This is a genomic window from Streptomyces sp. NPDC051105 (assembly GCF_040682795.1).
In the GTDB taxonomy this organism is placed as follows: domain Bacteria; phylum Actinomycetota; class Actinomycetes; order Streptomycetales; family Streptomycetaceae; genus Streptomyces.
Genome location: NZ_JBFBBR010000004.1, coordinates 549,245 through 572,374, shown reverse-complemented (window position 1 = coordinate 572,374; position 23,130 = coordinate 549,245). Strand labels below are relative to the sequence as shown.

The window sequence follows — 23,130 nt, the reverse complement described above, 5'->3', positions numbered from 1 at the left end:
GGTCCCGCATACTGATACGGCGCCCCGCGTCCGGAGGGGGCTCGGCTAGCATGCGGAGCATCATGCGTTTCGGGCTGCTTCTTCTTAGCTGCCGCGGCGAGGGCCTGTAGTCCAGGTCGACTCCCTCCCCGCGGAGCTTCGCGTTGCGTCGTCGGCCGTCCTTCCGGACACCCTGAGGAGCCCCGCAATCATGGCGAACCGCCAGCAGCCCACCACCATGCCGGTGCACAAGTACGGCCGCTACGAGCAGGTCGACATCCCGGACCGCACCTGGCCCCAGCAGCGCATCACCACCGCACCCCGCTGGCTCTCCACCGACCTGCGCGACGGCAACCAGGCCCTGATCGACCCGATGTCGCCCGAGCGCAAGCGCCGGATGTTCGACCAGCTGGTGAAGATGGGCTACAAGGAGATCGAGGTCGGCTTCCCGGCCTCCGGCCAGACCGACTTCGACTTCGTGCGCTCGATCATCGAGGAAGAGGGCGCGATCCCGGACGACGTCACGATCTCCGTGCTGACCCAGGCCCGCGAGGACCTGATCGAGCGGACCGTGGAGTCCCTGAAGGGCGCCCGGCGGGCCACCGTCCACCTGTACAACGCCACCGCCCCGGTCTTCCGCCGGGTCGTCTTCCGCGGCTCCAAGGACGACATCAAGCAGATCGCGGTGGACGGCACCCGCCTGGTGATGGAGTACGCCGAGAAGCTGCTGGGCCCCGAGACCGAGTTCGGCTACCAGTACAGCCCCGAGATCTTCACCGACACCGAGCTGGACTTCGCGCTGGAGGTCTGCGAGGCGGTCATGGACGTCTACCAGCCGGGTCCGGGCCGCGAGATCATCCTCAACCTGCCCGCCACCGTGGAGCGTTCGACGCCGTCCACGCACGCGGACCGCTTCGAGTGGATGCACCGCAACCTCTCCCGCCGCGAGCACGTCGTGCTGTCCATCCACCCGCACAACGACCGCGGTACGGCCGTCGCCGCCGCCGAGCTGGCGCTGATGGCCGGCGCCGACCGCGTCGAGGGCTGCCTGTTCGGGCAGGGCGAGCGCACCGGCAACGTCGACCTGGTCACCCTGGGCATGAACCTGTTCTCGCAGGGCGTCGACCCGCAGATCGACTTCTCCGACATCGACGAGATCCGTCGTACGTGGGAGTACTGCAACCAGATGGAGGTCCACCCGCGCCACCCGTACGTGGGCGACCTGGTCTACACGTCCTTCTCCGGCTCCCACCAGGACGCCATCAAGAAGGGCTTCGACGCCATGGAGGCCGACGCGGCCGCGAAGGGCGTCACCGTCGACGACATCGAGTGGGCCGTCCCGTACCTGCCGATCGACCCGAAGGACGTCGGCCGCTCCTACGAGGCCGTGATCCGGGTCAACTCGCAGTCCGGCAAGGGCGGTATCGCCTACGTCCTGAAGAACGACCACAAGCTGGACCTGCCGCGCCGGATGCAGATCGAGTTCTCCAAGCTCATCCAGGCCAAGACGGACGCCGAGGGCGGCGAGGTCACCGGCTCCGACATCTGGTCGGTCTTCCGGGACGAGTACCTGCCGAACCCGGAGAACCCCTGGGGCCGTATCCAGGTGCGGACGGGGCAGTCGACCACCGACACCGACGGGGTGGACACCCTCACCGTCGAGGCCACCGTCGACGGCGAGGACACCGTCCTGACCGGCTCCGGCAACGGCCCGATCTCCGCGTTCTTCGACGCGCTGCAGGGGCTGGGCATCGACGTACGGCTCCTGGACTACCAGGAGCACACGATGAGCGAGGGCGCCTCCGCGCAGGCCGCCTCCTACATCGAATGCGCGATCGACGACAAGGTTCTGTGGGGAATCGGCATCGACGCGAACACGACGCGTGCGTCGCTGAAGGCGGTCGTCTCCGCCGTCAACCGCGCCACGCGATAACCGCTCTGACCGGCGGTTTAAGGGCCCTGATCGCGCTGTACGGCGATCGGGGCCCCGTCGTTTACCGGCCATCCGACCGTGGAGGTCACGGAAAGGTCTCGTACGGGGTACTGACTCCACCTCACCGATGTGGCTAACATCACGCCAGCGGTGGCGATGTTGCCACGGCGTTAAGGAGGTGCGACGTGCTGCCAGTTCGGGGACGAGACGGCCGAACCGCCAGGCCTGCCCGCATTCTGGGCACCCGCACCGCATGGACACCCGTCGGCGACGGCGAGTTCTTCTGCCCCGGCTGCGGAGGCGACCGCAACTACCAGCGGCTCACCGGCCGCCGCCGCTTCACCCTGCTCGGCGTACCCGTGCTGCCGCGCGGCACCACCGGGCCGGTCGTGGAGTGCGCCGCCTGCCGTCACCACTACGGCACCGACGTCCTCGACCACCCCACCACCTCCCGCTTCTCGGCGATGCTCCGCGACGCCGTGCACACCGTCGCCCTCGCCCTCCTCGCCGCGGGCGGCGCCTGTGCCCGTACGTCCCTGGAGGTGGCCGCGGCCACGGTCCGCGCGGCCGGCTTCGAGGACGTCACGGAGGAACAGCTGAGCGCGCTCGTCGACGCGCTCGCCGCCGACACCGGCCGGCTCTTCGAGCAGCCGTGCGGGGCGGGCCTCGCGATAGAGCTGCACGAGGCCCTGGACCCGCTGGCCCCGCACCTCGCCCCCGCCGGCCGGGAGTCCCTGCTCCTGCAGGGCGCCCGGATCGCACTCGCCGACGGCCCCTACACCAACGCCGAACGCGAGGTCCTCGGCACGGTCGGCGCGGCCCTGACCATCTGTGCCGACGACGTGACCCGCCTGCTGGCGGCGGCCCGCACCCCCTCCTGAACCGCGGCGGACCACGGCCCGCGCAGCCTCCTGAGCGGTCCGCGGGCATGGCCTGTACGCCCTTTTGGGTCGTCTGCGGGGTATGGCCCGTACGCCCTCCCGAGCCGTCTGCGGGGCATGGCCCGTACGCCCTCCCGAGCCGTCTGCGGGGTATGGCCCGTACGCCCCCCTCGGCCCCCGCCCGGCCCCGCCCGGGACCTGACGGTGTGCCAAACAGCGTGACCCGTTCGGCCGTTGCGGGGATGCCGTGAAGGCGGCGGGGAGGAACATGGAAGGGTGAGCCATGTGTCTCCTGTGACCCGCGTGAGCCGGATCTCCCTCGCCGCCGCCCTGCTGCTCGGGGCGTTCGCCGTCGAACCCAGGGCCTGGGCGGCCACCTGCGAGTCCGCGGTGCCGTACGCCTCCGGCGAGGGCGGCTACACCCAGTACCGCATCCCCGCCGTCGTCCGCACGTGGCACGGCACCCTGCTCGCCTTCGCCGAGGGCCGGCACACCACCGCCGGCGACAGCGGTGACATCGACGTCGTGCTGAGACGTTCCTCCGACGGCGGCTGCACCTGGGGCCCGCTCCAGGTGGTGACCGACGGCAACGGCAACACCCGGGGCAACCCGGCACCCGTCGTCGACCCGCGCACCGGCGACGTCGTCCTGGTGACCTCCTACAACGACGGCTCGGTGAGCGAGGACCAGATCATGCGCGGCCAGGTCACCGAGGAGCAGAGCCGCCGGGTGTTCGTGCAGCGCAGCCGGAGCGACGGCCGGTCCTTCACCGCCCCGCGGGAGATCACGGCCCAGGTGAAACCCGCGGGCTGGCGTTGGTACGCCACCGGCCCCGGCCATGCCGTCGCCGTCACCGAGGGACCGCACCGCGGCCGTCTGGTCGTCGCCGCCGACCACTCCGGCCCACCGCGCCCCGGCTCCTCCGACACCGGCCGGGAGGCCAGGTACTACGGCGGTCACGCGATCTACAGCGACGACGGCGGCCGCAGCTGGCACCTCGGCTTCGTCGACGACTCCTACACCGGCCGCGACAACGCCAACGAGACGACCGCCGCCCAACTCCCCGACGGGCGCCTCTACTTCAACGCCCGTGACCAGAACGGCACCAGCCCCGGCAACCGTCTCAACGCCTGGTCGAGCGACGGCGCGGAAACCCTGGACGCGCAGTACACCGTCCAGCCGACCCTGAGCCGGGTCCCGGTGGTCGAGGGCTCGGTCCTCCAACTCCAGGGCTTCGGAGCCCCGTTGCTCTTCTCGGCCCCCTCGATCCCGACGGCCCGCCAGGCCATGGCCCTGTGGACCAGCACGGACGAGGGCATCAGCTTCGACAAGCTCCTCACCCTGTCCGGCCGGAAGGCGGCCTACTCGGACCTGGTCCAGGTGGACAGGAGCACGGTGGGGGTGCTGTACGAGACGGGGACGCGGACGGCGTACGACACGATCGAGTTCCGGCGGGTCGCGGCGCCCCGGGAGTGAGCCGTGGCCGGGAGCCGCCCCCCCCGCCCGGAGCCGCCCCCCGCCCGGAGCCGCCCCCCCCGCGGGAGCCGCCCCCCGCGGGAGCCGGCCCCCGACGTGAACCGGCCCCCGACGTGAACCGGCCCCCGCTGTGAACCGGCCCCCGCTGTGAACCGGCCCCCGCTGTGAATCGGCCCCCGCCCTGAACCGGCCGTTGCCATGAACCGGGCAACCGAATGGGGCCGGCCGGTGGTCTGGAGGGCGAGGGGGTGGCTGATGCAGGCCGAACTCGAGGCCCAGTTCCAGGAATTCGTCAGAGCGCGGTGGTCCCATCTCGTACGGACCGCCTACCTGCTCACCGGCGACCCGCACCACGCGGAGGACCTCACGCAGACCGCGCTGGCCAAGGCGTACCGGTCGTGGCGCCGGGTCTCCGGGACCGACCGCCCGGAGGCGTACGTGCGCCGCATGCTGGTCAGCTGCAACAGCGACCGGTTCCGCAAACGGCGGGTCACCGAGTCGCTGACCGCCGCCCCGCCCGAGCGCGCGGAGCACGACGACGCGGTCTCCCGGGCCGACGAGCGCGGCACGCTGCTCGCCGCCCTGGCGGAACTGCCGCCCAGGCAGCGCGCGGTGGTGGTGCTGCGCTACTGGGAGGACCTGTCCGAGGCGGAGGTCGCCGACGTGCTCGGCTGTTCCCCGGGCACGGTCAAGAGCCAGGCGTCCAAGGGCCTGGCGAAGTTGCGTACGTTTCCGGGGCTCGCGCAGACCATGAGCCACGCGGGAACCGGACAGGGAGGCACCAGGTGAGCGGCGAGAAGCAGGGCGCGGAGGCCGAGCCGGACTTCGAGGAGCGGGTCCGGGCGCTGCTGGCGGGGGACGCGTCGGCACTCAGGCCGTCACCGGTGCCGTACCCGGAGATCCGGCGGCGGGGCGTGCTGGAGCGCCGGCGACGGCGTCTGGCCGTGGGCGGGGCGGCGCTGGCGGCCCTCGCGGCGGTACCGGTCGGCGCCCACGCGCTGGGCGGCGGCAGCACCACGACGAGCCCGGCCGGCCCGAGTCCCACCGTGCGGTCCAGCCCGCGCCCGACGGCGACACCGAAACCGACACCGTCGGCCACCCCGACAGACCCGGCGCGGCCGGCTTCCGCGAGCCAGCTCCTGGACGGGATCACCTTCGAACAGGCCGCCGGCGGACTCGGCAAGTGCCTGGACTACAACAAGGCGAACCGGCTCCCCAAGGACCCGTCCTACACCGACCTGGGCAGACCCGCCGACTACCGGATCATCCTGGCGATGCGCAGCACCGGCGACTCGAACGCCCCCGGGGACGGCTACTTCGTGGTCGCGGTGCGCGAGAAGCCGACGGCGGCCCGGCTCATCTGCGACATCAAGGGCGGCGAGGCCGCCGGGCTGAACACCAGCACCGGGGACCCCTTCGGCGACTCGGCCATGCCGGTGATCCCGGACATCAACAGCGGCAAGCTGTACCAGCAGTCGTACCTCGACAAGGGCAACTGGAAGCTTCCGTTCCGCTGGGGGGTCATCGGCGGCTACCGCAGCTCGGTGGCCAGGATGACCGTGTCCTACGGCGACAGCAAGGGCGAGGCGGTCCTGGACCACGGCTGGTTCGTCGCCACCGGCACCCTGCACCGGCAGGTCACCGAGGCACCCCGCCTCAGGGGCTACGACGGGACCGGAAAGCTCGTCTACGACTCCGACCAGGACGGATCCTACGAGAAGACGCTGCCCTGACGGCGCCGCGGTGGCCGCCCGGCCGACCGCCCCCGCACAGCCCCTCCGGCGCTGGTCACCTCCCCGGTGGCCGGCGCCGTCCGCTGCCCTTTCCGCTGCCCTCTCGCGCCGCCATTGGTCCGACCTCTGATGGTTTACGCCATTCGTGTGCGCTGCCTTGACCGCCCCCAAACGCCCTCTTATGGTCGCGCTACACAGGACGTCCGACGTCTCCTTTCCCCCACGCTGGAGGCACCGTGCGCGACGAGGCGACCCACGGCCGCAGGACGTTCCTGAAACACGTCGGCGCCCTGGGGGCGGCCGCCTCGCTGACGGCCTGTGGCCCCAAGTCCACGATCGACCTCGGCGGCAGCGGCTCCGACCGCACCCTGACGGCCGTGATCGGCTACGGCAACGACGGCAGCTGGGACCCGACCCAGACCGCGTCCGCGTTCGCGATGGCCGCCAACAACCACATCTACGAGGGCCTCGCCGACACGGATCCCATCACCCGCGCCCCCTATCCGGCGCTGGCGACCCGGCTGCCCGCCGACCCGGACGCCACCACCTGGCGGTTCACCCTGCGCCCGGGCGCCACCTTCCACGACGGCAAACCGGTCACCGCCGACGACGTGGTCTTCGTCTTCGACCGGATCCTCGACCCGGGCACCCAGACCCTCGCCAAGGGCTTCTTCGCGAGCTGGCTGAAGGAGGCCCGGAAGATCGACGCCCGGACCGTCGACCTGGTCCTCAGGTTCCCCTTCCCGGACGGGATCGCCCGCCTCACCCTCGCCAAGATCATGCCGGAGCACGTGTTCTCCCGGCCCGGCGCCTGGGACGACGCGATCAAGGGACTCGCGGTGGGCACGGGACCGTACCGGCAGACCGGACACCACCCGAAGTCGAACACCACCTTCGCCGCGTACGACGGCTACAACGGCCCCCGCAAGCCCGCCTTCCGGCGGATGAACTGGCTGACGATCGTCGACGCCGCCTCGCGCGTGGCCAGGATCTCCGGCGTCGACGCGGGCGCGCAGATCTCCGACAACATCCCCTACGCCAACATCACCCGCCTCGAACAGGGCGGCCTGTCGGTCGGCGGCGGCGCCGGGATGAACAACCTGTTCCTGATGTTCAACACCCGGCACAAGCCCTTCGACGACGTCCGGGTCCGCCAGGCCCTGCACCACGCCATCGACAAGGCGAAGATCATCGAGGTCGCCCTCAAGGGCCACGGAAAGGCGGCGAGTTCGTTCCTGAACGAGACCAACCCCGGCTACCGCAGGGCGAAGACCGTCTATGACTACGACCCCGGCCGGGCGAAGGCGCTCCTCGAGGCCGCCGGGGTCAGCGGGCTCCACGTGAACATCCTCGCCGTCAACGTGAGCTGGATCGCCGACTGCCTGCCCACCATCAAGTCGTCCTGGGACGCGATCGGCGTCGCCACGACCCTGTCCCCGCAGGAGACCACGGCCGTGTTCACCAAGATGGACCAGAAACAGGACTACCAGGTCGTCGCCGCCGTCTCGAACCCCAACCAGTTCGGCCTCGACGCCGACCTGGTCATGCACTACAACTACGGCCCCGGGAACCTCTGGATGGGCTACGCCCGATGGGCCGACAACGCCGTCGCGAAACGGCTCTTCAAGGACATGGACGCGGCCACCCGCGAACCGGACCCGGACAAGAAGAAGACGATGATCCAGGACTACATCGACGTCGTCGCCGAACAGGCTGTCCTCTACCCGGTCGTCCACAACGAGCTGATCACCGCCTGGGACCCGCGCAGGCTCACCGGCATAAGGGCCCAGCCCTACCCCGGCATCAACGTCCTGACGGCCAAGTGGGCCTGACGGCATGAACGCCGTCCTGCGCATCCTGCTGCGCCGCGTCGCCCTGCTGGTGCCGCTGCTGCTCGGCATCGCCCTGTTCGTGTTCCTGGTGATGCGCTTCTCCGACGTCGACCCGGCGTCCGCGTTCTTCCAGGGCGCCAACCCCACCCCGCGCCAGCTCCACGACTTCCGGGAGCGCAACGGCCTCCTCGACCCGCTCCCGGTCCGCTACGTCCACTTCGTCGGCGACCTGTTCCACGGCGACCTCGGCACCAGCGCCCTCACCCGCACCCCGGTCCTCGACCAGGTCGTCACCGCCCTGCCGCTCACTCTCCAGCTGACCTTCCTCGGCCTCGGCATCGCGGTCGTCCTGGCGCTGGCCGGCGGCGTCACGGCGGCCATCCACCGGGACCGCTGGCCGGACCAGGTCATCCGGGTGCTCTCGCTCGTCGGCGTCGCCGCCCCCGCCTTCTGGCTGGCGCTGCTGATGATCCAGTACCTGGCGGTCGACCGGGGCTGGTTCCCGTCCGGCGGCTACATCAACCCGGAGGACTCCGTCACCGGCTGGCTGAAGACCATGGCCCTGCCCGCCCTCGCGCTCTCCCTCCCGGTCGCCGCCCAGCTCACCCGGATCGTCCGCACCTCGGTGGTCGAGGAACTCGACCGGGACTACGTCCGCACGGCGATCGGCAGCGGCCTGCCGCCCCATGTCGTGGTCGGCCGCAACGTCCTGCGCAACGCGCTCGTCAACCCGCTGACCGTGCTCGGCCTGCGGGTCGGCTACCTCCTCGGCGGCGCCGTCGTCATCGAGACCATCTTCGCCCTGCCCGGCATGGGCAAGCTGATGATCGACGCCGTGCAGAACGGCGACCCGGCCGTCGTCCAGGGCGTGGTCCTCACCACCGCGACCGGCTTCGTCGTCGTCAACCTCGTCATCGACGTCCTCTATCTGCTGGTCAACCCCCGTCTGAGGGAGGCGACATGACGACGTTCACCCGCGCGGCCCTCACCACCGCCCTGGCCCGTCCAGGCGTACGGCTGCGCAGGCTGTCCCCGCTGTCCAAGGCGGGCCTGGCCTTCCTGACGCTGGTGGTCCTGGTCGCGGTGTTCGCCCCCCTGCTGGCCCCCGACGACCCCCTCGCCCAGCAGGCGCCCGCCGACGGCACCGGGCACCCCTCCGCCGGCCACTGGATGGGCCAGGACAGCCTCGGCCGGGACATCCTCAGCCGGCTGATGTACGGCGCCCGCTGGTCCCTCGCCATCGGCCTCGGCGCCACCGGCCTCGCCCTGGTCGCCGGCGCGCTGCTCGGCGCGCTCGCGGCCACCTCCCGCAAGGGCGTCGACGAGACGCTGATGCGCTGCCTGGACGTGGTGATGGCGTTCCCGGGCATCGCGCTGGCCGCCGTCCTGGTCGCCGTCTTCGGCGGCGGCATCACGGTCCTGATCTGCGCGATCGCTTTCCTCTTCACCCCACCGGTGGCCCGCGTGGTCCGGGCGAACGTCCTCGACCAGTACGGCGAGGACTACGTCACCGCGGAACGCGTGATCGGCGCCCGCACCCCGCACATCGTGCTCCGCCACGTGGCCGTGAACTGCGCCGCCCCCGTCCTGGTCTTCTGCACGGTCCAGGTCGCCGAGGCCATCGTCTTCGAGGCGTCCCTGTCCTTCATCGGCGCGGGCGTCCGGCCCCCGGACCCGTCCTGGGGCAGCGTCATCGCGGACGGCAGGAACATGGTGCTGACCGGAGGCTGGTGGGCGACCCTCTTCCCCGGCCTGCTGATCCTGCTCACCGTCCTCTCCCTGAACATCCTCTCCGAGGGCGTCTCGGACGCGTGGGCGTCACCGGCGCCGAGGGAGGTGGAGCCGACGGAGGCCGATCCGGTGGAGGCCGTCGAGCGGGGCGAGGTCCTGGAGCTGCCCGGCCTGACGGAGGCGGGGGAGCGACTCCGCGCCCGGGCCCGGCCCCCCGTTTCGGGCGGCCGACCGGTACTGGCCGTGGAGAGACTCGCCATCGGCTTCCCCGACCGCCACCGGGGCGTGAACATCGTCGACGGCATCAGCTTCGAGGTGCATCCCGGTGAGGTGCTGGGCCTGGTGGGGGAGTCGGGCTGCGGCAAGTCCCTGACGGCGCTGACGATCATGGGCCTGCAGCCGAGGACGGCACGGGTGACGGGCGAGATTCTTTTCAACGCCGCCGCGTGGAGCGCCCCGTCAGGGGCGCGGGGCAGCATCACATATGCGGCTACCGCCGCGCGGGCGCGAGCAACCCCCACCGGCCCGCCCTCGCCGGTCGACCTCACCACCCCCCACCGTCGCCTCCTAGGCCACGAACTGGCGATGGTCTACCAGGACGCCCTGTCCTCCCTGAACCCCTCCATGACCGTCAACGCCCAGCTCAAGCAGCTGACAAGACGCGGCGGCCACCACACCCCGGCCGAACTGCTCGCCCTCGTGGGCCTCGACCCCGGTGGAACGCTCCGCAGCTACCCCCACGAACTCTCCGGCGGCCAACGCCAGCGCGTCCTGATCGCCATGGCCCTCTCCCGCGACCCCCGCCTGATCATCGCCGACGAACCGACCACCGCCCTCGACGTCACCGTCCAGGCCCAGGTGATGGAACTCCTCCTGCGCCTCCGCGAGGAACTCGGCTTCGCGCTGATCCTCGTCTCCCACGACCTGGCCCTGGTCGCGGACGTCACCGACCGGGTGGTGGTGATGTACGGCGGACAGATCGTCGAGAGCGGCGTCACCGCGGAGCTGGTCGCCGCCCCCACCCACCACTACACGCGCGGCCTGCTCGGCAGCGTGCTGTCGCTGGAGTCCGGGGCCGAGCGGCTGACCCAGATCCGGGGCGTGGTGCCGTCCCCCGCCGACTTCCCGGCGGGCTGCCGCTTCGCGGACCGCTGCCCGGCGGCGAGCGCGATCTGCCGTACGACACCGCCCAACCTCGTCGGCTCCCGCCTCCACACCGCGGCCTGCCACCACCCGGCCGTCGACCTGGCGAGCACGGAGGCGGTGACGTGAGCGCGGTGGAGCTGTCGGGCGTCCACGTGGTCCACCGGGCCCGCGGTGGGGGCGTGTTCGGCCGGGACCGGGTGTACGCGCTGACCGGCGCCGACCTCACCGTGGCGCCCGGCGAGACGGTCGGCGTGGTCGGCGAGTCGGGGTGCGGGAAGTCGACGCTGGCGAAGGTGCTGGTCGGCATCCAGCGGCCGACCGCCGGCACGGTCACCGTCCACGGCCGCGACCTGTGGGCGATGCCGGGGGCCGAACGCCGGTCGACCGTCGGCGCCGGCACCGGCATGATCTTCCAGGACCCGTCGACGGCCCTCAACCGCCGGCTGCCGGTCCGTCGTGTCCTCCGTGACCCGCTGGACGTCCACGAGCGCGGTACCCGGGCCGAACGGGAGGAGCGGGTACGGGAGCTGATGGGCCTGGTCGGACTGCCCCGGGCCCTCGCCGACGCCCTGCCCGGCCAGCTCTCCGGCGGCCAGCGCCAGCGGGTGGCGATCGCCCGGGCACTGGCCCTGGACCCCGACCTGGTGGTGGCGGACGAACCGACCAGCGCCCTGGACGTCTCGGTCCGCGCCCAGATCCTCAACCTCCTCCTCGACCTGCGCGAGCGGCTCGGCCTCGCCATGGTCTTCGTCTCCCACGACATCCAGACGGTACGGCGGATGAGCGACCGGGTGATCACCATGTACCTGGGCCGGATCGTCGAGGAGACCCCGGCCGCCGAGGTCACCGGGCACGCCCGGCACCCGTACACCAGGGCCCTGTTCTCGGCCACCCCCGGCCTGCTCCGCCCGATCGACCCCATCCCGCTCACCGGTCCGGTGCCCTCGGCCACCCGGCCGCCGTCCGGCTGCCCGTTCCGCACCCGCTGCTGGAAGGCGGACGACGAGTGTGCCGTCCGCATGCCTGACTTCACGGCCGCGTCACGCGAGGGTCACCGCTACCGCTGTCACCATCCTGTGCAGGAGGACCAGCCGAGCCACCGCCTGCCCACGGAGACCTGATGACCCTGACCACCCCGCTGACCGGTGTCGTACCGCCCGTCTGCACCCCCCTGACACCGGACCGCGAGGTGGACGTCCCGTCCCTGCGCAGGCTCGTCGACCATCTGGTGGCGGCCGGGGTGGACGGCCTGTTCGTCCTCGGTTCGACGTCGGAGGCGGCGTATCTGACGGACCGGCAGCGGGGGCTGGTCACGGAGACCGTGGTGACGCACGCGGCCGGGCGGCTCCCGGTGCTGGCGGGCGTGATCGACATGACCACCCCCCGGGTCCTGGACCACGTCGAGTCCGTCACCTCCGCCGGCGCGGACGCGGTCGTCGTCACCGCGCCCTTCTACACCCGCACCCACCCCGCCGAGATCGCCCGCCACTTCCGCCTGGTCGCCGGCCGCTCGCCCGTCCCGGTGATCGCCTACGACATTCCGGCCGCCGTCCACACCAAGCTCCCCGCCGGCCTGGTCCTCGAGTTGGCCGCCGACGGGGTGCTGGCCGGGCTGAAGGACTCCAGCGGCGACCTGGCGGCCTTCCGCGAAGTCGTCACCGGCAGCCGGGGCCTGCCCCGCTTCAGCGCGCTGACGGGCTCCGAGCTGACCGTCGACTCGGCCCTCGCGCTGGGCGCCGACGGGGCCGTACCGGGTCTCGCCAACGTCGACCCGGACGGCTATGTCCGGCTGTACCGGCTCTGCCGGGCCGGCGACTGGGAGCGGGCGCGGGCCGAGCAGGAGCGGCTGTGCGGGCTCTTCCGGATGACCGGCGCCGGGGACCCGGCCCGGATGGGCGGCAGCTCGGCGGCGCTGGGAGCGTTCAAGACGGCGCTGCACCTGCGGGGGGTGATCGGCTGCCCGGCCACGGCCGAACCGCAGGTGCCGCTGTCGCAGGCGGAGACCGAGTGCGTGGGGAAGTTCCTGGCGGGAGCGGGGCTGCTGTAGCCGGCCGCGCCGGGGTCCGGGACAGACTCCGGCCGAGTCTAGGCACGCAGCGCCACCTCAGTGATGCGAAGCGTGAAATTCCCGGGGGCGGGGGAGCCAGGTGAGGTGAACGCGAAGAACCTCCCCGTCGGCTCCTGTGCCGTCGACACCCGTACCGGACGGCTGGGCATCGTCATGGGGCACGAGGGTCCCTATGTGCAGCTGAGGCCGTACGGGGGAGGGCGTGAGTGGGACGCCCACCCGGACGCCGTACGGTCCGCGACCCAGGCCGAACGGCTCAGCGCGGCCACCGCCCACGTCAACGCCCGCAGCCGCGGCGAGGTGCCTTGAAGGTTCCGGTCCGGACCGTTCCCCTGCCACGGCAGGGCAGAATGGGCCCATGAGCCTGTTCCGCGACGACGGCATCGTGCTGCGCACCCAGAAGCCGGGTGAGGCGGACCGGATCATGCTGCGGCCACACGGGGGCCACGGCATCCGTGTGCGGCCGCGCCGCGGGCCGCGCCCGCAGCAGCCTCCGGTGGGTGCGCGATGAGTCTCTTCCGGGACGACGGCATCGTCCTTCGGACCCAGAAACTCGGTGAGGCGGATCGCATCATCACCCTGCTCACCCGCGGACACGGCCGGGTGCGGGCCGTCGCCCGTGGGGTGCGGCGGACCAAGTCGAAGTTCGGGGCGCGGCTCGAACCGTTCTCCCATGTCGACGTGCAGTTCTTCGCGCGGGGGAGCGAGCTGATCGGGCGCGGGCTGCCGCTGTGCACCCAGAGCGAGACCATCGCGCCGTACGGCGGCGGGATCGTCACCGACTACGCCCGGTACACCGCCGGGACGGCCATGCTGGAGACCGCCGAGCGGTTCACCGACCACGAGGGCGAACCGGCCGTGCAGCAGTACCTGCTGCTGGTGGGGGCGCTCAGGACCCTCGCCCGCGGCGAGCACGCACCTCACCTCGTCCTCGACGCCTTCCTGCTGCGCTCCCTCGCCGTCAACGGCTACGCGCCCAGCTTCGACTCCTGCGCCAAGTGCGGAATGCCCGGCCCGAACCGTTTCTTCTCGGTCGCCTCCGGTGGCAGCGTCTGTGTCGACTGCCGGGTGCCCGGCAGCGTCGTACCCTCGCCGCAGACCCTGGTTCTCCTCGGCGCGCTGCTTACGGGAGACTGGGAGACGGCGGACGCGGCCGAGGCACGGCACGTCCGGGAGGGCGGCGGGCTGGTGTCCGCCTATCTGCACTGGCACCTGGAGCGGGGGCTGCGCTCGCTCAGGTACGTAGAGAAGAGCTAGAGGGAGACGAGAAACACATGGTCGTACGCGGGATCCTGGGGAGCCGGCGCCGCGAGTACCGGACGCCGGAGCCACACCCGTCCGGTGCCCGCCCGCCGAAGCTCCCGGGCGAGCTGGTCCCGAACCATGTGGCCATCGTCATGGACGGCAACGGCCGCTGGGCGAAGGAGCGCGGGCTGCCGCGCACCGAGGGGCACAAGGTCGGCGCCGAGCGCGTCCTCGACGTGCTCCAGGGCTCCATCGAGATCGGCGTCCGGAACATCTCCCTCTACGCCTTCTCCACCGAGAACTGGAAGCGCTCGCCCGAAGAGGTCCGCTTCCTGATGAACTTCAACCGCGACTTCATCCGCAAGACCCGTGACCAGCTCGACGAGCTCGGCATCCGGGTGCGCTGGGCGGGCCGGATGCCCCGGCTGTGGAAGTCGGTCGCCAAGGAGCTCCAGGTCGCCCAGGAACAGACCAAGGGCAACGACCTGCTCACCCTGTACTTCTGCATGAACTACGGCGGCCGCGCCGAGATCGCCGACGCGGTGCAGTCGATCGCCGAGGAGGTGAAGGCGGGCCGCCTCGACCCGTCGAAGGTCACCGAGAAGACCATCCAGAAGCACATGTACTACGGGGACATGCCGGACGTGGACGTGTTCCTGCGGCCCAGCGGCGAGCAGCGCACCTCCAACTTCCTGCTCTGGCAGAGCGCTTACGCCGAGATGGTCTTCCAGGACGTCCTGTGGCCCGACTTCGACCGCCGCGACCTGTGGCGCGCCTGCCTCGAGTTCGCCTCCCGGGACCGCCGGTTCGGCGGCGCCATCCCCAACGAGGAACTGCTGGCCATGGAGGGCAACCACCCCGGCGACTGACGGCCATCCGCCGTTCACACGAGCCGTCCAGGATGCGGGAGATCATGCCAGGCCCCACGGTCTCCCGCCTCTGGAACGGTCCCTCATGAAGCGTGTCACCCCTGTCCTCGCCCTGGGCGCCCTGCTCCTCACCGCGCTGCCCGCGCACGCCACGGACAACGGGCCTGCCCACCGCGACAGTTACGGCACCAAGGCCGTGTACTCCCCGGGGCAGAACCCGCGCACCTACCAGCAGGCGCCCGCCGGGTACACCGCCGTGTTCACCGAGAACGTCTCCCGGCACGGGTCCCGCTCGGCCACCGACGGCGAGGACGGCGACACGGTCCTCGCGCTCCAGATCATCCCGCTGGCCACGCTGATGCGGCTGCCGGGCAGCGAGAAGGCCGCGACACCGGGCCGGACGTACACGTACGCGAACAACCCGTGGCGGGGTGCCGAGGTGGCCTCCCTGGCCTCCAACATCCAGTGGGACGTCTTCCGCAAGGGCGACGACTACCTGGTGCGGATGCTCTACAACGAGAAGGAGGTCGCCTTCAAGGCGGGCTGCAAGCCGGTCTCGAAGGGCAGCAAGTTCTACGACCTCGACGAGCTGGAGAAGTGCTTCGACCGGAGCTGACCGGCACCGCTACGATCCGCCCCATGGTCATGGACATGAACGTGGGGCGCGATGCCACGCCGGACACGGTGGAGTTGGAGTTCGTGCCGACGGCGAGGGACTTCGCCGCGGTGTGGAGACAGCGACGGCGGTTCAGCAAGGGCGGCCGGCGGGAGTACTGGATGATCGTCGTGGCGTCCCTGGTGGCCGCCCTGCAAGCCGTCCTGCTGGTGACCGGGCGGCAGGCCAACGTGGGTCTGCTGGCCGGGCTCGTCGTCTTCGTGGCCCTGTTGCTGGTCCTCCCGTGGCTGACGGGACGGGCTCTGCAGCGCATGGCCGCACGCAACGGCGTCTTCCGGACGGTCGTCACGGCGTCAGGGGTGACGGTGACCACCGACCACACCTCGACCACCGTCGACTGGGCGGCGCAGCCCCGCTACCGGGAGACTCCCGAACTCTTCATCACGTTCAGCGACACCAAGGGCGGGCTCGCCTTCACGCTGCTGCCCAAACGGGGTCTCGAGGACCCCGCCGACGCCGACCGGCTGCGTGCGCTCCTCGACCGGCACCTCACGCGCGGGTAGCTCAGCAGCTCCCGGCGGTCCCGGCGCAGTCCGCGCACGTCCCGAAGATCTCGACGGTGTGGGCGACGTTGACGTACCCGTGCTCGGCGGCGATCGCCTCCGCCCACTTCTCGACCGCGGGCCCCTCGACCTCCACCGCCTTGCCGCACACGCGGCAGACCAGGTGGTGGTGGTGTTCGCCCGTGGAGCAACGGCGGTAGACGGACTCGCCGTCGGACGTGCGCAGGACGTCCACCTCGCCGGCGTCGGCGAGGTTCTGGAGCGTGCGGTAGACCGTGGTGAGGCCCACCGAGTCGCCCTTGTGCTTGAGCATGTCGTGCAGTTCCTGCGCGCTGCGGAACTCCTCGACCTCGTCCAGGGCCGCCGCCACGGCTGCCCGCTGACGGGTCGAGCGGCCCTTCACGGGCGGTCCAGCGGTCGTCACCGGTTGCCTCCTCACTTCACTGCTTCTGCCGGGCCATTGTGCCAGCCCGGACTGTGCGCGGTCAGACGCCGACCTCGTCGGCGGTCCCCCGGCCGGCCGGAATCGCGCACTCCGCCGGGTCCCCGGCGGGCCGCCGCGCGGCGGCCGCGCGGGCGCGTCGCCGGGCCAGCGGTGCGGCCAGCAGACTCAGCACGATGAACGCGGCGATCGTCAGCAGCACGATCGTCGCGCCCGGCGGAACGTACTGGTAGTACGACGTGATCGTGCCCCCGGTCGTCACCGTCACGCCGATCGCGACGGCGATCGCGAACGTGGCCGCGAAGCTCCGGCTGAGCTGCTGGGCGGCGGCCACCGGGACCACCATCAGCGCCGACACCAGCAGCAGGCCCACCACCCGCATCGCGACCGTCACCGTGACCGCCGCGGTGATCGCCGTCAGCAGGTTCAGCGCCCGCACCGGCAGGCCCGTCACCCGGGCGAACTCCTCGTCCTGGCTCACCGCGAACAGCTGCCGGCGCAGGCCGAGGGTGACCAGGAGGACGAAGGCGGCGAGTACGCAGATCGCGGTCACGTCCGACTCCGACACCGTCGACAGCGAGCCGAAGAGGTACGACATCAGGTTGGCGTTGGAGCCGCCCGGCGCGAGGTTGATCAGCATCACCCCGCCGGCCATCCCGCCGTAGAAGAGCATCGCGAGGGCGATGTCGCCGCGGGTCCTGCCGTACCAGCGGATCAGCTCCATCAGGATCGCGCCGAGCACGGAGACGCCCGTGGCCATCCACACCGGGGAGGTCGAGAGCAGGAAGCCGAGGCCGACGCCGGTCATGGCCACGTGGCCGATGCCGTCGCCCATCAGGGCCTGGCGGCGCTGGACCAGGTAGATGCCGATGGCGGGGGCGGTGAGGCCGACCAGGACGGCGGCGAGCAGGGCCCGCTGCATGAAGGCGTAGTTCAGGAAGTCCATCAGCTCAGCAGTCCCGTGCGGATCGGCGCGTGCTCGTGGGGGTGTACGTGGTCGTGGCCGGGGAGGGCGTGCTGGCCGACCGCGCGCGGCGGCGGGCCGTCGTGCAGGACGCAGCCGTCGCGCAGCACGACCGCGCGGTCGATCAGCGGCTCCAGCGGGCCCAGTTCGTGCAGCACCAGCAGGACCGTGGTGCCCTGCTCGACCTGCTCACGCAGCGTCCGCGCGAGGATCTCCTGGCTGGCCAGGTCGACGCCCGCCATCGGCTCGTCCATGATCAGCAGTTCGGGCCGGGCGACCAGGGCGCGGGCGATCAGCACCCGCTGGTGCTGGCCGCCGGAGAGCGCCTCGACGTTGTCCTTGGCCCGGTCCGCCATCCCGACCAGGCCGAGCGCGTCCCGGACCGCCTGGTGGTCGGCCTTGCGGAAGAGGCCGAAGCGGGTGCGGGAGAGGCGGCCGGCGGAGACGACCTCGGTGACGGTGGCGGGGACACCGCCCGCGGCGGTGGTGCGCTGCGGGACGTAGCCGACCCGGGACCAGTCGCGGAAGGTACGGCGCGGGGTCCCGAACAGGGTGATCTCGCCGCCGCTGACCGGTACCTGGCCGATGATCGTGCGGATCGCGGTCGACTTGCCGGAGCCGTTCGCGCCGAGCAGCGCGACGACCTCACCGCGGTGCACGGTGAGGTCGATGCCACGCAGCACAGGGCGCGAGCCCAGCTCGGCGGTGACACCGCGCAGGGATATGACGGGCTCGCCGGTGGTCATCTCGTCTCCGCTCACTTGGTGCCCAGAGCCGTCTGGAGGGCCTTGAGGTTGGCTTCCTGGACGGCGAAGTAGTCCTTGCCGCGGGACTTGGCGGTGATGCCCTCGATCGGGTCGAGGACATCCGTCCTCAGTCCGGCGTCGGCGGCGATGGTCTTCGCGGTCTTGTCGCTGACGAGCGTCTCGTAGAACACGGTGCTGACGCCGTCGGCCTTGGCCATGGCCTCCAGGTCCTTCACGCGGGCGGCGCTCGGCTCGGACTCCGGGTCGAGGCCGTTGATGGCCTCCTCGGTCAGGCCGTAGCGCTCGGCGAGGTAGCCGAAGGCCGCGTGGGTGGTGATGAAGACCTTGGTCCTCGTGTTCGCCAGGCCGTCCTTGAACTGGGTGTTGAGGGCGTCCAGCTTCTCGACCAGGGCGGCGGTGTTCTTCCGGTAGTCGGCCGCGTGGTCCGGGTCGGCCTTCTCGAAGGCCTTGCCGACCCCCTCGGCGACCTGGGCGTAGCGGACCGGGTCCAGCCAGATGTGGGGGTCGAGGCCGGACAGCTCCTCGTTCTTCGAGGTGTCGTGCGTGGCCGCGTGGCCGCCGACCTCGTTGCCGTGCTCCTCCAGCGAGGTCAGGGAGGCCGCGTCGATCTTCGTCCGCACCGAGGACTGGGCGACGGCGTCGTCGACGGAGGGCTGGAGGTTCTTCAGATAGAGGACGGCGTCGGACTTCTCGATCCCGATGATCTGCTTGGGGCTGATCTCCAGGTCGTGCGGTTCCTGGCCGGGCGATGTGAGACTGGTGACGTGGACGTGGTTCCCGCCGATCCGGTCGGCGAGGAAGGCCATCGGGTAGAAGGACGCGACGACATCGAACTTGCCGGTCTGGGCCGCCGTGGCGTCACCTCCGCAGGCGGTGAGGGTCGCCATGCCGAGCGCGGTGACGGTGGCCGCGGCGGCCGCGGGTATGAGGCGGCGTCGTACGTTCATGAGAGTCATTTTCAACAAATATGGAAACCGTTGTCAACAACCACCGGCAAGACCTCGGTAAGCCCTGGGCGGTCTGTCCGTCATGGGGGACCGATTTGGTCGAGGGGGAGCCCCCGCCGGTAACCTGAAGCATTCGCTCTGAAGCATCTCGCTTCGTCGCCCGTCGTCGTAATGAAGAGAGCACCGTGGCCGCCGACAAGATCGACACCATCGTCAGCCTGAGCAAGCGCCGTGGCTTCGTATTCCCGTGCAGTGAGATCTACGGCGGACAGCGTGCCGCCTGGGACTACGGGCCGCTCGGTGTCGAGCTGAAGGAGAACCTGAAGCGTCAGTGGTGGCGCTACATGGTGACGTCGCGCGAGGACGTGGTGGGTATCGACTCGTCCGTCATCCTGGCCCCGGAGGTCTGGGTGGCCTCCGGCCATGTCGCCACCTTCACGGACCCGCTGACCGAGTGCACCGCCTGCCACAAGCGGTTCCGCGCCGACCACCTGGAGGAGGCCTACGAGGCCAAGCACGGCCGCCTCCCGGAGAACGGCCTGGCCGATGTGAACTGCCCGAACTGCGGCAACAAGGGCCAGTTCACCGAGCCCAAGCAGTTCTCCGGTCTGCTGTCGACGCACCTCGGCCCGACCCAGGACAGCGGTTCGGTCGCCTACCTGCGCCCCGAGACCGCGCAGGGCATCTTCACCAACTTCGCCCAGGTGCAGACCACCTCGCGCCGCAAGCCGCCGTTCGGCATCGCGCAGATGGGCAAGTCCTTCCGCAACGAGATCACGCCCGGCAACTTCATCTTCCGCACCCGCGAGTTCGAGCAGATGGAGATGGAGTTCTTCGTCAAGCCGGGCGAGGACGAGACGTGGCAGGAGTACTGGATGGAGCAGCGCTGGAACTGGTACACCGGCCTGGGCCTGCGTGAAGAGAACATGCGGTGGTACGAGCACCCGAAGGAGAAGCTCTCCCACTACTCCAAGCGCACCGCCGACATCGAGTACCGCTTCCAGTTCGGCGGCAACGAGTGGGGCGAGCTGGAGGGTGTCGCCAACCGCACCGACTACGACCTGGGTGCCCACTCCAAGGCCTCCGGCCAGGACCTCTCCTACTTCGACCAGGAGGCCGGGGAGCGCTGGACGCCGTACGTCATCGAGCCGGCGGCCGGTGTCGGCCGCGCGATGCTGGCGTTCCTGCTCGACGCCTACGTCGAGGACGAGGCGCCGAACGCCAAGGGCAAGCTGGAGAAGCGCACGGTGCTGCGTCTCGACCACCGCCTGGCGCCGGTCAAGGTCGCGGTCCTGCCGCTGTCCCGCAACCCCGAGCTGTCCCCGAAGGCCAAGGGACTGGCCGCCGCCCTGCGGCAGAACTGGAACATCGAGTTCGACGACGCCGGCGCCATCGGCCGCCGCTACCGCCGCCAGGACGAGATCGGTACGCCGTACTGCGTGACCGTCGACTTCGACACGCTCGAGGACAACGCGGTGACGGTCCGGGAGCGTGACTCGATGAAGCAGGAGCGGATCTCGCTGGACCAGATCGAGGGTTACCTCGCCGGGCGCCTGCTGGGCTGCTAGTGCTGTAACCGGCAAGGTTTGCCGGGCCGGTGAACCCTTCCGGTCCCAGCACTAGGTCCGGGGTCCCGCCGCTTTTCGCCCACCCTCCAGCCGACTCGGTCGGATGGAGGGTGGGCGTTTTGGGTTCGGTGGCTCTGCTCAGCGATGCTGCAGTGCCTTCACGTTGTCGCCGAACGTCCAGTTCTTCGAGCCGTCCCAGTTGAGCGACCAGGTCATCAGGCCCTTGAGGGACGTGCCGTAGTGGTTCCAGGCCTGGGCGACCAGGCTCGGTGACATGTAGCCGCCGCCCGCTCCCGACTGCGCGGGCAGCCCCGGCACCTGCTTGTCGTACGGCACCTTGATCGTCGTACCCTGCACGACCAGGCCCTTGTTGAGGCAGTCGGTCTGGGCAGTGAAGCCGGCCACCGTGCCCGCCGAGTAGGAGTCGCCGGAGCAGCCGTACATGCTGCCGTTGTAGTACTGCATGTTGAGCCACCACAGCCGGCCGTTGTCGGCGTACTTCTTGACGATCGGCAGATAGGCGCCCCAGATCGAGCCGTAGGTGATGCTGCCGCCGGTGACGTACGCCGTCTCCGGGGCCATCGTCAGGCCGAAGCCCGCCGGCATCTGGGCGAGGACCCCGTCGATGATGCGGACCAGGTTGGCCTGCGACGTGGAGAGCTGGGTGATCGACCCGCTGCCCACCAGGCCGGTCTCGATGTCGATGTCGATGCCGTCGAAGTTGTACTTCTTGAGGATCGGGACGATCGTCGCGACGAACCTGTCGGCCACGGCGGACGAGCTCAGGTCGATGCCGGCCGCGGCGCCGCCGATCGACAGCAGGACGGTCTGGCCGGCGGCCTTCGCCGCGCACATCTCCGCGGGCGTCGCCACCTTCACGCCCGCGTCCATGCCGTCCTCCCACAGGGCCGTCCCGTCGGAACGGATCACGGGGAAGGCCGCGTTGATCACGTTGTAGCCGTGGGCGGCGATCCGGGAGTCGGTGATCGGGGTCCAGCCGAAGGGCGGGTGGACGCCGTTGGCGGAGCCGTCCCAGTTCTCCCAATAGCCCTGCAGGACCTTTCCGGCCGGCCGCGACTTCACCGCGCAGGTGTCGGCGGCGGAGGCGGGGGCGGCGGCGGGGAGTTGGGTGAGGGTCGCGGTCGCGAGCGCTGCGGCGAGCAGGGCGAGGGCGCGGCGGATCATGCGGGGCCTCCCGGTGGGGTCGGGGTGGGGCGCACGGATGTCGTAGTCATGACAATGCTCGTGGTCCAGACCTCCCGTCAATAGGTCTGGACCAGTCGGGCGCTATGGAATGACAGATATTGAAATCTGTCAGCTGTCATGCCAGGGTGGAGCCATGACGATGCACACCACCACCCTCGGATCCACCGGCCCCCAGGTCTCCGCCCTCGGCCTCGGCTGCATGGGTATGTCCGCGTTGTACGGCGAGGCCGACCGTGCCGAGTCGATCGCCACCGTCCACGCCGCCCTCGACGCCGGCGTGACCCTGCTCGACACCGGTGACTTCTACGCCATGGGCCACAACGAGATGCTGATCGGCGAGGCCCTGCGCACCGCCCCCGCCGCCCTCCGTGAAAAGGCCCTGACCAGCGTCAAGTTCGGCGCCCTGCGCGACCCGGACGGTGGCTGGAGCGGCTACGACGGCCGCCCGGCCGCCGTGAGGAACTTCGCCGCCTACTCCCTCCAGCGCCTCGGCGTCGACCACATCGACGTCTACCGGATCGCCCGTGTCGACCCGGACGTGCCGATCGAGGAGACGGTCGGCGCCATCGCCGAACTGGTCGAGAAGGGGTACGTCCGGCACATCGGCCTCAGTGAGGCGAGCGTGGCCAACATCCGCCGGGCCGCCGCCACCGCCCCCATCGCCGACCTGCAGATCGAGTACGCGATCATCACCCGCGACATCGAGCGGGAGATCCTGCCCACCACCCGTGAGCTGGGTATCGGCATCACCGCGTACGGCGTGCTCTCCCGGGGCCTGATCTCCGGCCACTTCACCCGTGACCGGCAGCTCGGCGCGGGCGACTTCCGGGCCTTCTCGCCCCGCTTCCAGGGCGAGAACCTCCAGCACAACCTCGACCTCGTCGAGGCGCTGCGCAAGATCGCCGACGAGAAGGGCGTGACCGTCGCGCAGATCGCCATCGCCTGGGTGCTCTCGCGGGGCTCGCAGCACGACAACGACATCGTGCCGCTCGTCGGCGCCCGCACCCGCGAGCGGCTCGCCGAGTCCCTCGGGGCGCTGGAGGTCACCCTGGACGCGGCCGACCTGGCGGCGATCGAGGCGGCCGTACCGGCGGACGCGGCGGCGGGCACCCGCTACCCCGCCGCGCAGATGTCCCACCTGGGCACCGAGCACTGACGTCGGCG

At 71.0% G+C, this 23,130-nt stretch carries 23 protein-coding genes; 18 read left to right on the top strand and 5 right to left on the bottom strand.

Annotated elements, in window-relative coordinates; translation table 11 throughout:
* The first annotated feature begins 190 nt into the window (after positions 1-190).
* The 16 genes from leuA (at position 191) to AB0N16_RS13270 (ending at position 16,072) form a co-directional block, all read left to right on the top strand.
* Positions 191-1,912 (top strand): 2-isopropylmalate synthase, encoded by a 1,722-nt coding sequence (gene leuA, locus AB0N16_RS13345; protein ID WP_365796067.1) that lies wholly within the window; start codon positions 191-193, stop codon positions 1,910-1,912.
* Between the two features lie 185 nt (positions 1,913-2,097).
* Entirely contained in the window at positions 2,098-2,793 is a 696-nt protein-coding gene (locus tag AB0N16_RS13340) for a TerB family tellurite resistance protein (RefSeq protein WP_365796065.1), read from the top strand.
* A gap of 294 nt (positions 2,794-3,087) precedes the next feature.
* Positions 3,088-4,269 carry a sialidase family protein gene (locus AB0N16_RS13335; RefSeq protein WP_365796213.1) on the top strand — a complete coding sequence of 394 codons (1,182 nt, stop codon included), beginning with the start codon at positions 3,088-3,090 and terminating at the stop codon, positions 4,267-4,269.
* A gap of 255 nt (positions 4,270-4,524) precedes the next feature.
* The gene (locus AB0N16_RS13330; RefSeq protein WP_365796063.1) at positions 4,525-5,058 is read left to right on the top strand and encodes a SigE family RNA polymerase sigma factor; all 534 of its coding nucleotides are present in this window, start codon (positions 4,525-4,527) and stop codon (positions 5,056-5,058) included.
* The gene (locus tag AB0N16_RS13325; protein ID WP_365796062.1) at positions 5,055-6,002 is read left to right on the top strand and encodes a hypothetical protein; all 948 of its coding nucleotides are present in this window, start codon (positions 5,055-5,057) and stop codon (positions 6,000-6,002) included. The genes AB0N16_RS13330 and AB0N16_RS13325 overlap by 4 nt, the downstream gene beginning before the upstream one ends.
* 236 nt (positions 6,003-6,238) lie before the next feature.
* Positions 6,239-7,834 carry an ABC transporter substrate-binding protein gene (locus AB0N16_RS13320; RefSeq protein WP_365796060.1) on the top strand — a complete coding sequence of 532 codons (1,596 nt, stop codon included), beginning with the start codon at positions 6,239-6,241 and terminating at the stop codon, positions 7,832-7,834.
* A gap of 4 nt (positions 7,835-7,838) precedes the next feature.
* The gene (locus tag AB0N16_RS13315) at positions 7,839-8,798 is read left to right on the top strand and encodes an ABC transporter permease (RefSeq protein WP_365796058.1); all 960 of its coding nucleotides are present in this window, start codon (positions 7,839-7,841) and stop codon (positions 8,796-8,798) included.
* Positions 8,795-10,837, top strand: a complete 2,043-nt coding sequence (locus AB0N16_RS13310) for a dipeptide/oligopeptide/nickel ABC transporter permease/ATP-binding protein (protein WP_365796056.1) — start codon at positions 8,795-8,797, stop codon at positions 10,835-10,837. Before AB0N16_RS13315 ends, AB0N16_RS13310 begins: the two co-directional genes overlap by 4 nt.
* Positions 10,834-11,832, top strand: coding sequence for an ABC transporter ATP-binding protein (locus AB0N16_RS13305; protein ID WP_365796054.1), 999 nt, complete (start codon positions 10,834-10,836; stop codon positions 11,830-11,832). Before AB0N16_RS13310 ends, AB0N16_RS13305 begins: the two co-directional genes overlap by 4 nt.
* Entirely contained in the window at positions 11,832-12,758 is a 927-nt protein-coding gene (locus AB0N16_RS13300; protein ID WP_365796052.1) for a dihydrodipicolinate synthase family protein, read from the top strand. The genes AB0N16_RS13305 and AB0N16_RS13300 overlap by 1 nt, the downstream gene beginning before the upstream one ends.
* 105 nt (positions 12,759-12,863) lie before the next feature.
* Positions 12,864-13,088 (top strand): hypothetical protein, encoded by a 225-nt coding sequence (locus AB0N16_RS13295; RefSeq protein ID WP_365796219.1) that lies wholly within the window; start codon positions 12,864-12,866, stop codon positions 13,086-13,088.
* Positions 13,089-13,137: 49 nt separating this feature from the next.
* Positions 13,138-13,290: a hypothetical protein gene (locus tag AB0N16_RS13290; RefSeq protein WP_365796050.1), complete on the top strand. Its 153-nt coding sequence runs from the start codon at positions 13,138-13,140 to the stop codon at positions 13,288-13,290.
* The gene (recO, locus tag AB0N16_RS13285; RefSeq protein WP_351691460.1) at positions 13,287-14,036 is read left to right on the top strand and encodes a DNA repair protein RecO; all 750 of its coding nucleotides are present in this window, start codon (positions 13,287-13,289) and stop codon (positions 14,034-14,036) included. The genes AB0N16_RS13290 and recO overlap by 4 nt, the downstream gene beginning before the upstream one ends.
* A 17-nt stretch (positions 14,037-14,053) precedes the next feature.
* Positions 14,054-14,893, top strand: a complete 840-nt coding sequence (locus AB0N16_RS13280; protein WP_365796048.1) for an isoprenyl transferase — start codon at positions 14,054-14,056, stop codon at positions 14,891-14,893.
* A gap of 85 nt (positions 14,894-14,978) precedes the next feature.
* Entirely contained in the window at positions 14,979-15,509 is a 531-nt protein-coding gene (locus tag AB0N16_RS13275; protein ID WP_365796046.1) for a hypothetical protein, read from the top strand.
* 23 nt (positions 15,510-15,532) lie between these two features.
* Positions 15,533-16,072, top strand: coding sequence for a YcxB family protein (locus tag AB0N16_RS13270; protein ID WP_365796044.1), 540 nt, complete (start codon positions 15,533-15,535; stop codon positions 16,070-16,072).
* 1 nt (position 16,073) lies between these two features.
* On the opposite strand, the gene AB0N16_RS13265 is transcribed toward AB0N16_RS13270, so the two are convergent.
* The 4 genes from AB0N16_RS13265 to AB0N16_RS13250 form a co-directional block, all read right to left on the bottom strand.
* The gene (locus AB0N16_RS13265) at positions 16,074-16,496 is read right to left on the bottom strand and encodes a transcriptional repressor (RefSeq protein WP_093503239.1); all 423 of its coding nucleotides are present in this window, start codon (positions 16,494-16,496) and stop codon (positions 16,074-16,076) included.
* Between the two features lie 61 nt (positions 16,497-16,557).
* Positions 16,558-17,460, bottom strand: a complete 903-nt coding sequence (locus AB0N16_RS13260) for a metal ABC transporter permease (RefSeq protein WP_365796042.1) — start codon at positions 17,458-17,460, stop codon at positions 16,558-16,560.
* A complete protein-coding gene (locus tag AB0N16_RS13255) occupies positions 17,460-18,224 on the bottom strand; it encodes a metal ABC transporter ATP-binding protein (RefSeq protein ID WP_365796040.1) in 765 nt (254 codons plus the stop codon). Before AB0N16_RS13255 ends, AB0N16_RS13260 begins: the two co-directional genes overlap by 1 nt.
* A gap of 11 nt (positions 18,225-18,235) precedes the next feature.
* Positions 18,236-19,192 carry a metal ABC transporter substrate-binding protein gene (locus tag AB0N16_RS13250; protein ID WP_365796038.1) on the bottom strand — a complete coding sequence of 319 codons (957 nt, stop codon included), beginning with the start codon at positions 19,190-19,192 and terminating at the stop codon, positions 18,236-18,238.
* Positions 19,193-19,377: 185 nt separating this feature from the next.
* Between AB0N16_RS13250 and AB0N16_RS13245 the strand changes: the two genes are divergently transcribed.
* Positions 19,378-20,760 (top strand): glycine--tRNA ligase, encoded by a 1,383-nt coding sequence (locus AB0N16_RS13245; protein ID WP_362565860.1) that lies wholly within the window; start codon positions 19,378-19,380, stop codon positions 20,758-20,760.
* Between the two features lie 138 nt (positions 20,761-20,898).
* Here AB0N16_RS13245 and AB0N16_RS13240 read toward each other — a convergent pair whose 3' ends face one another.
* Positions 20,899-21,945, bottom strand: a complete 1,047-nt coding sequence (locus tag AB0N16_RS13240) for a chitinase (RefSeq protein WP_365796036.1) — start codon at positions 21,943-21,945, stop codon at positions 20,899-20,901.
* 160 nt (positions 21,946-22,105) lie between these two features.
* Between AB0N16_RS13240 and AB0N16_RS13235 the strand changes: the two genes are divergently transcribed.
* Entirely contained in the window at positions 22,106-23,122 is a 1,017-nt protein-coding gene (locus tag AB0N16_RS13235) for an aldo/keto reductase (RefSeq protein ID WP_365796211.1), read from the top strand.
* Positions 23,123-23,130: the final 8 nt, after the last annotated feature.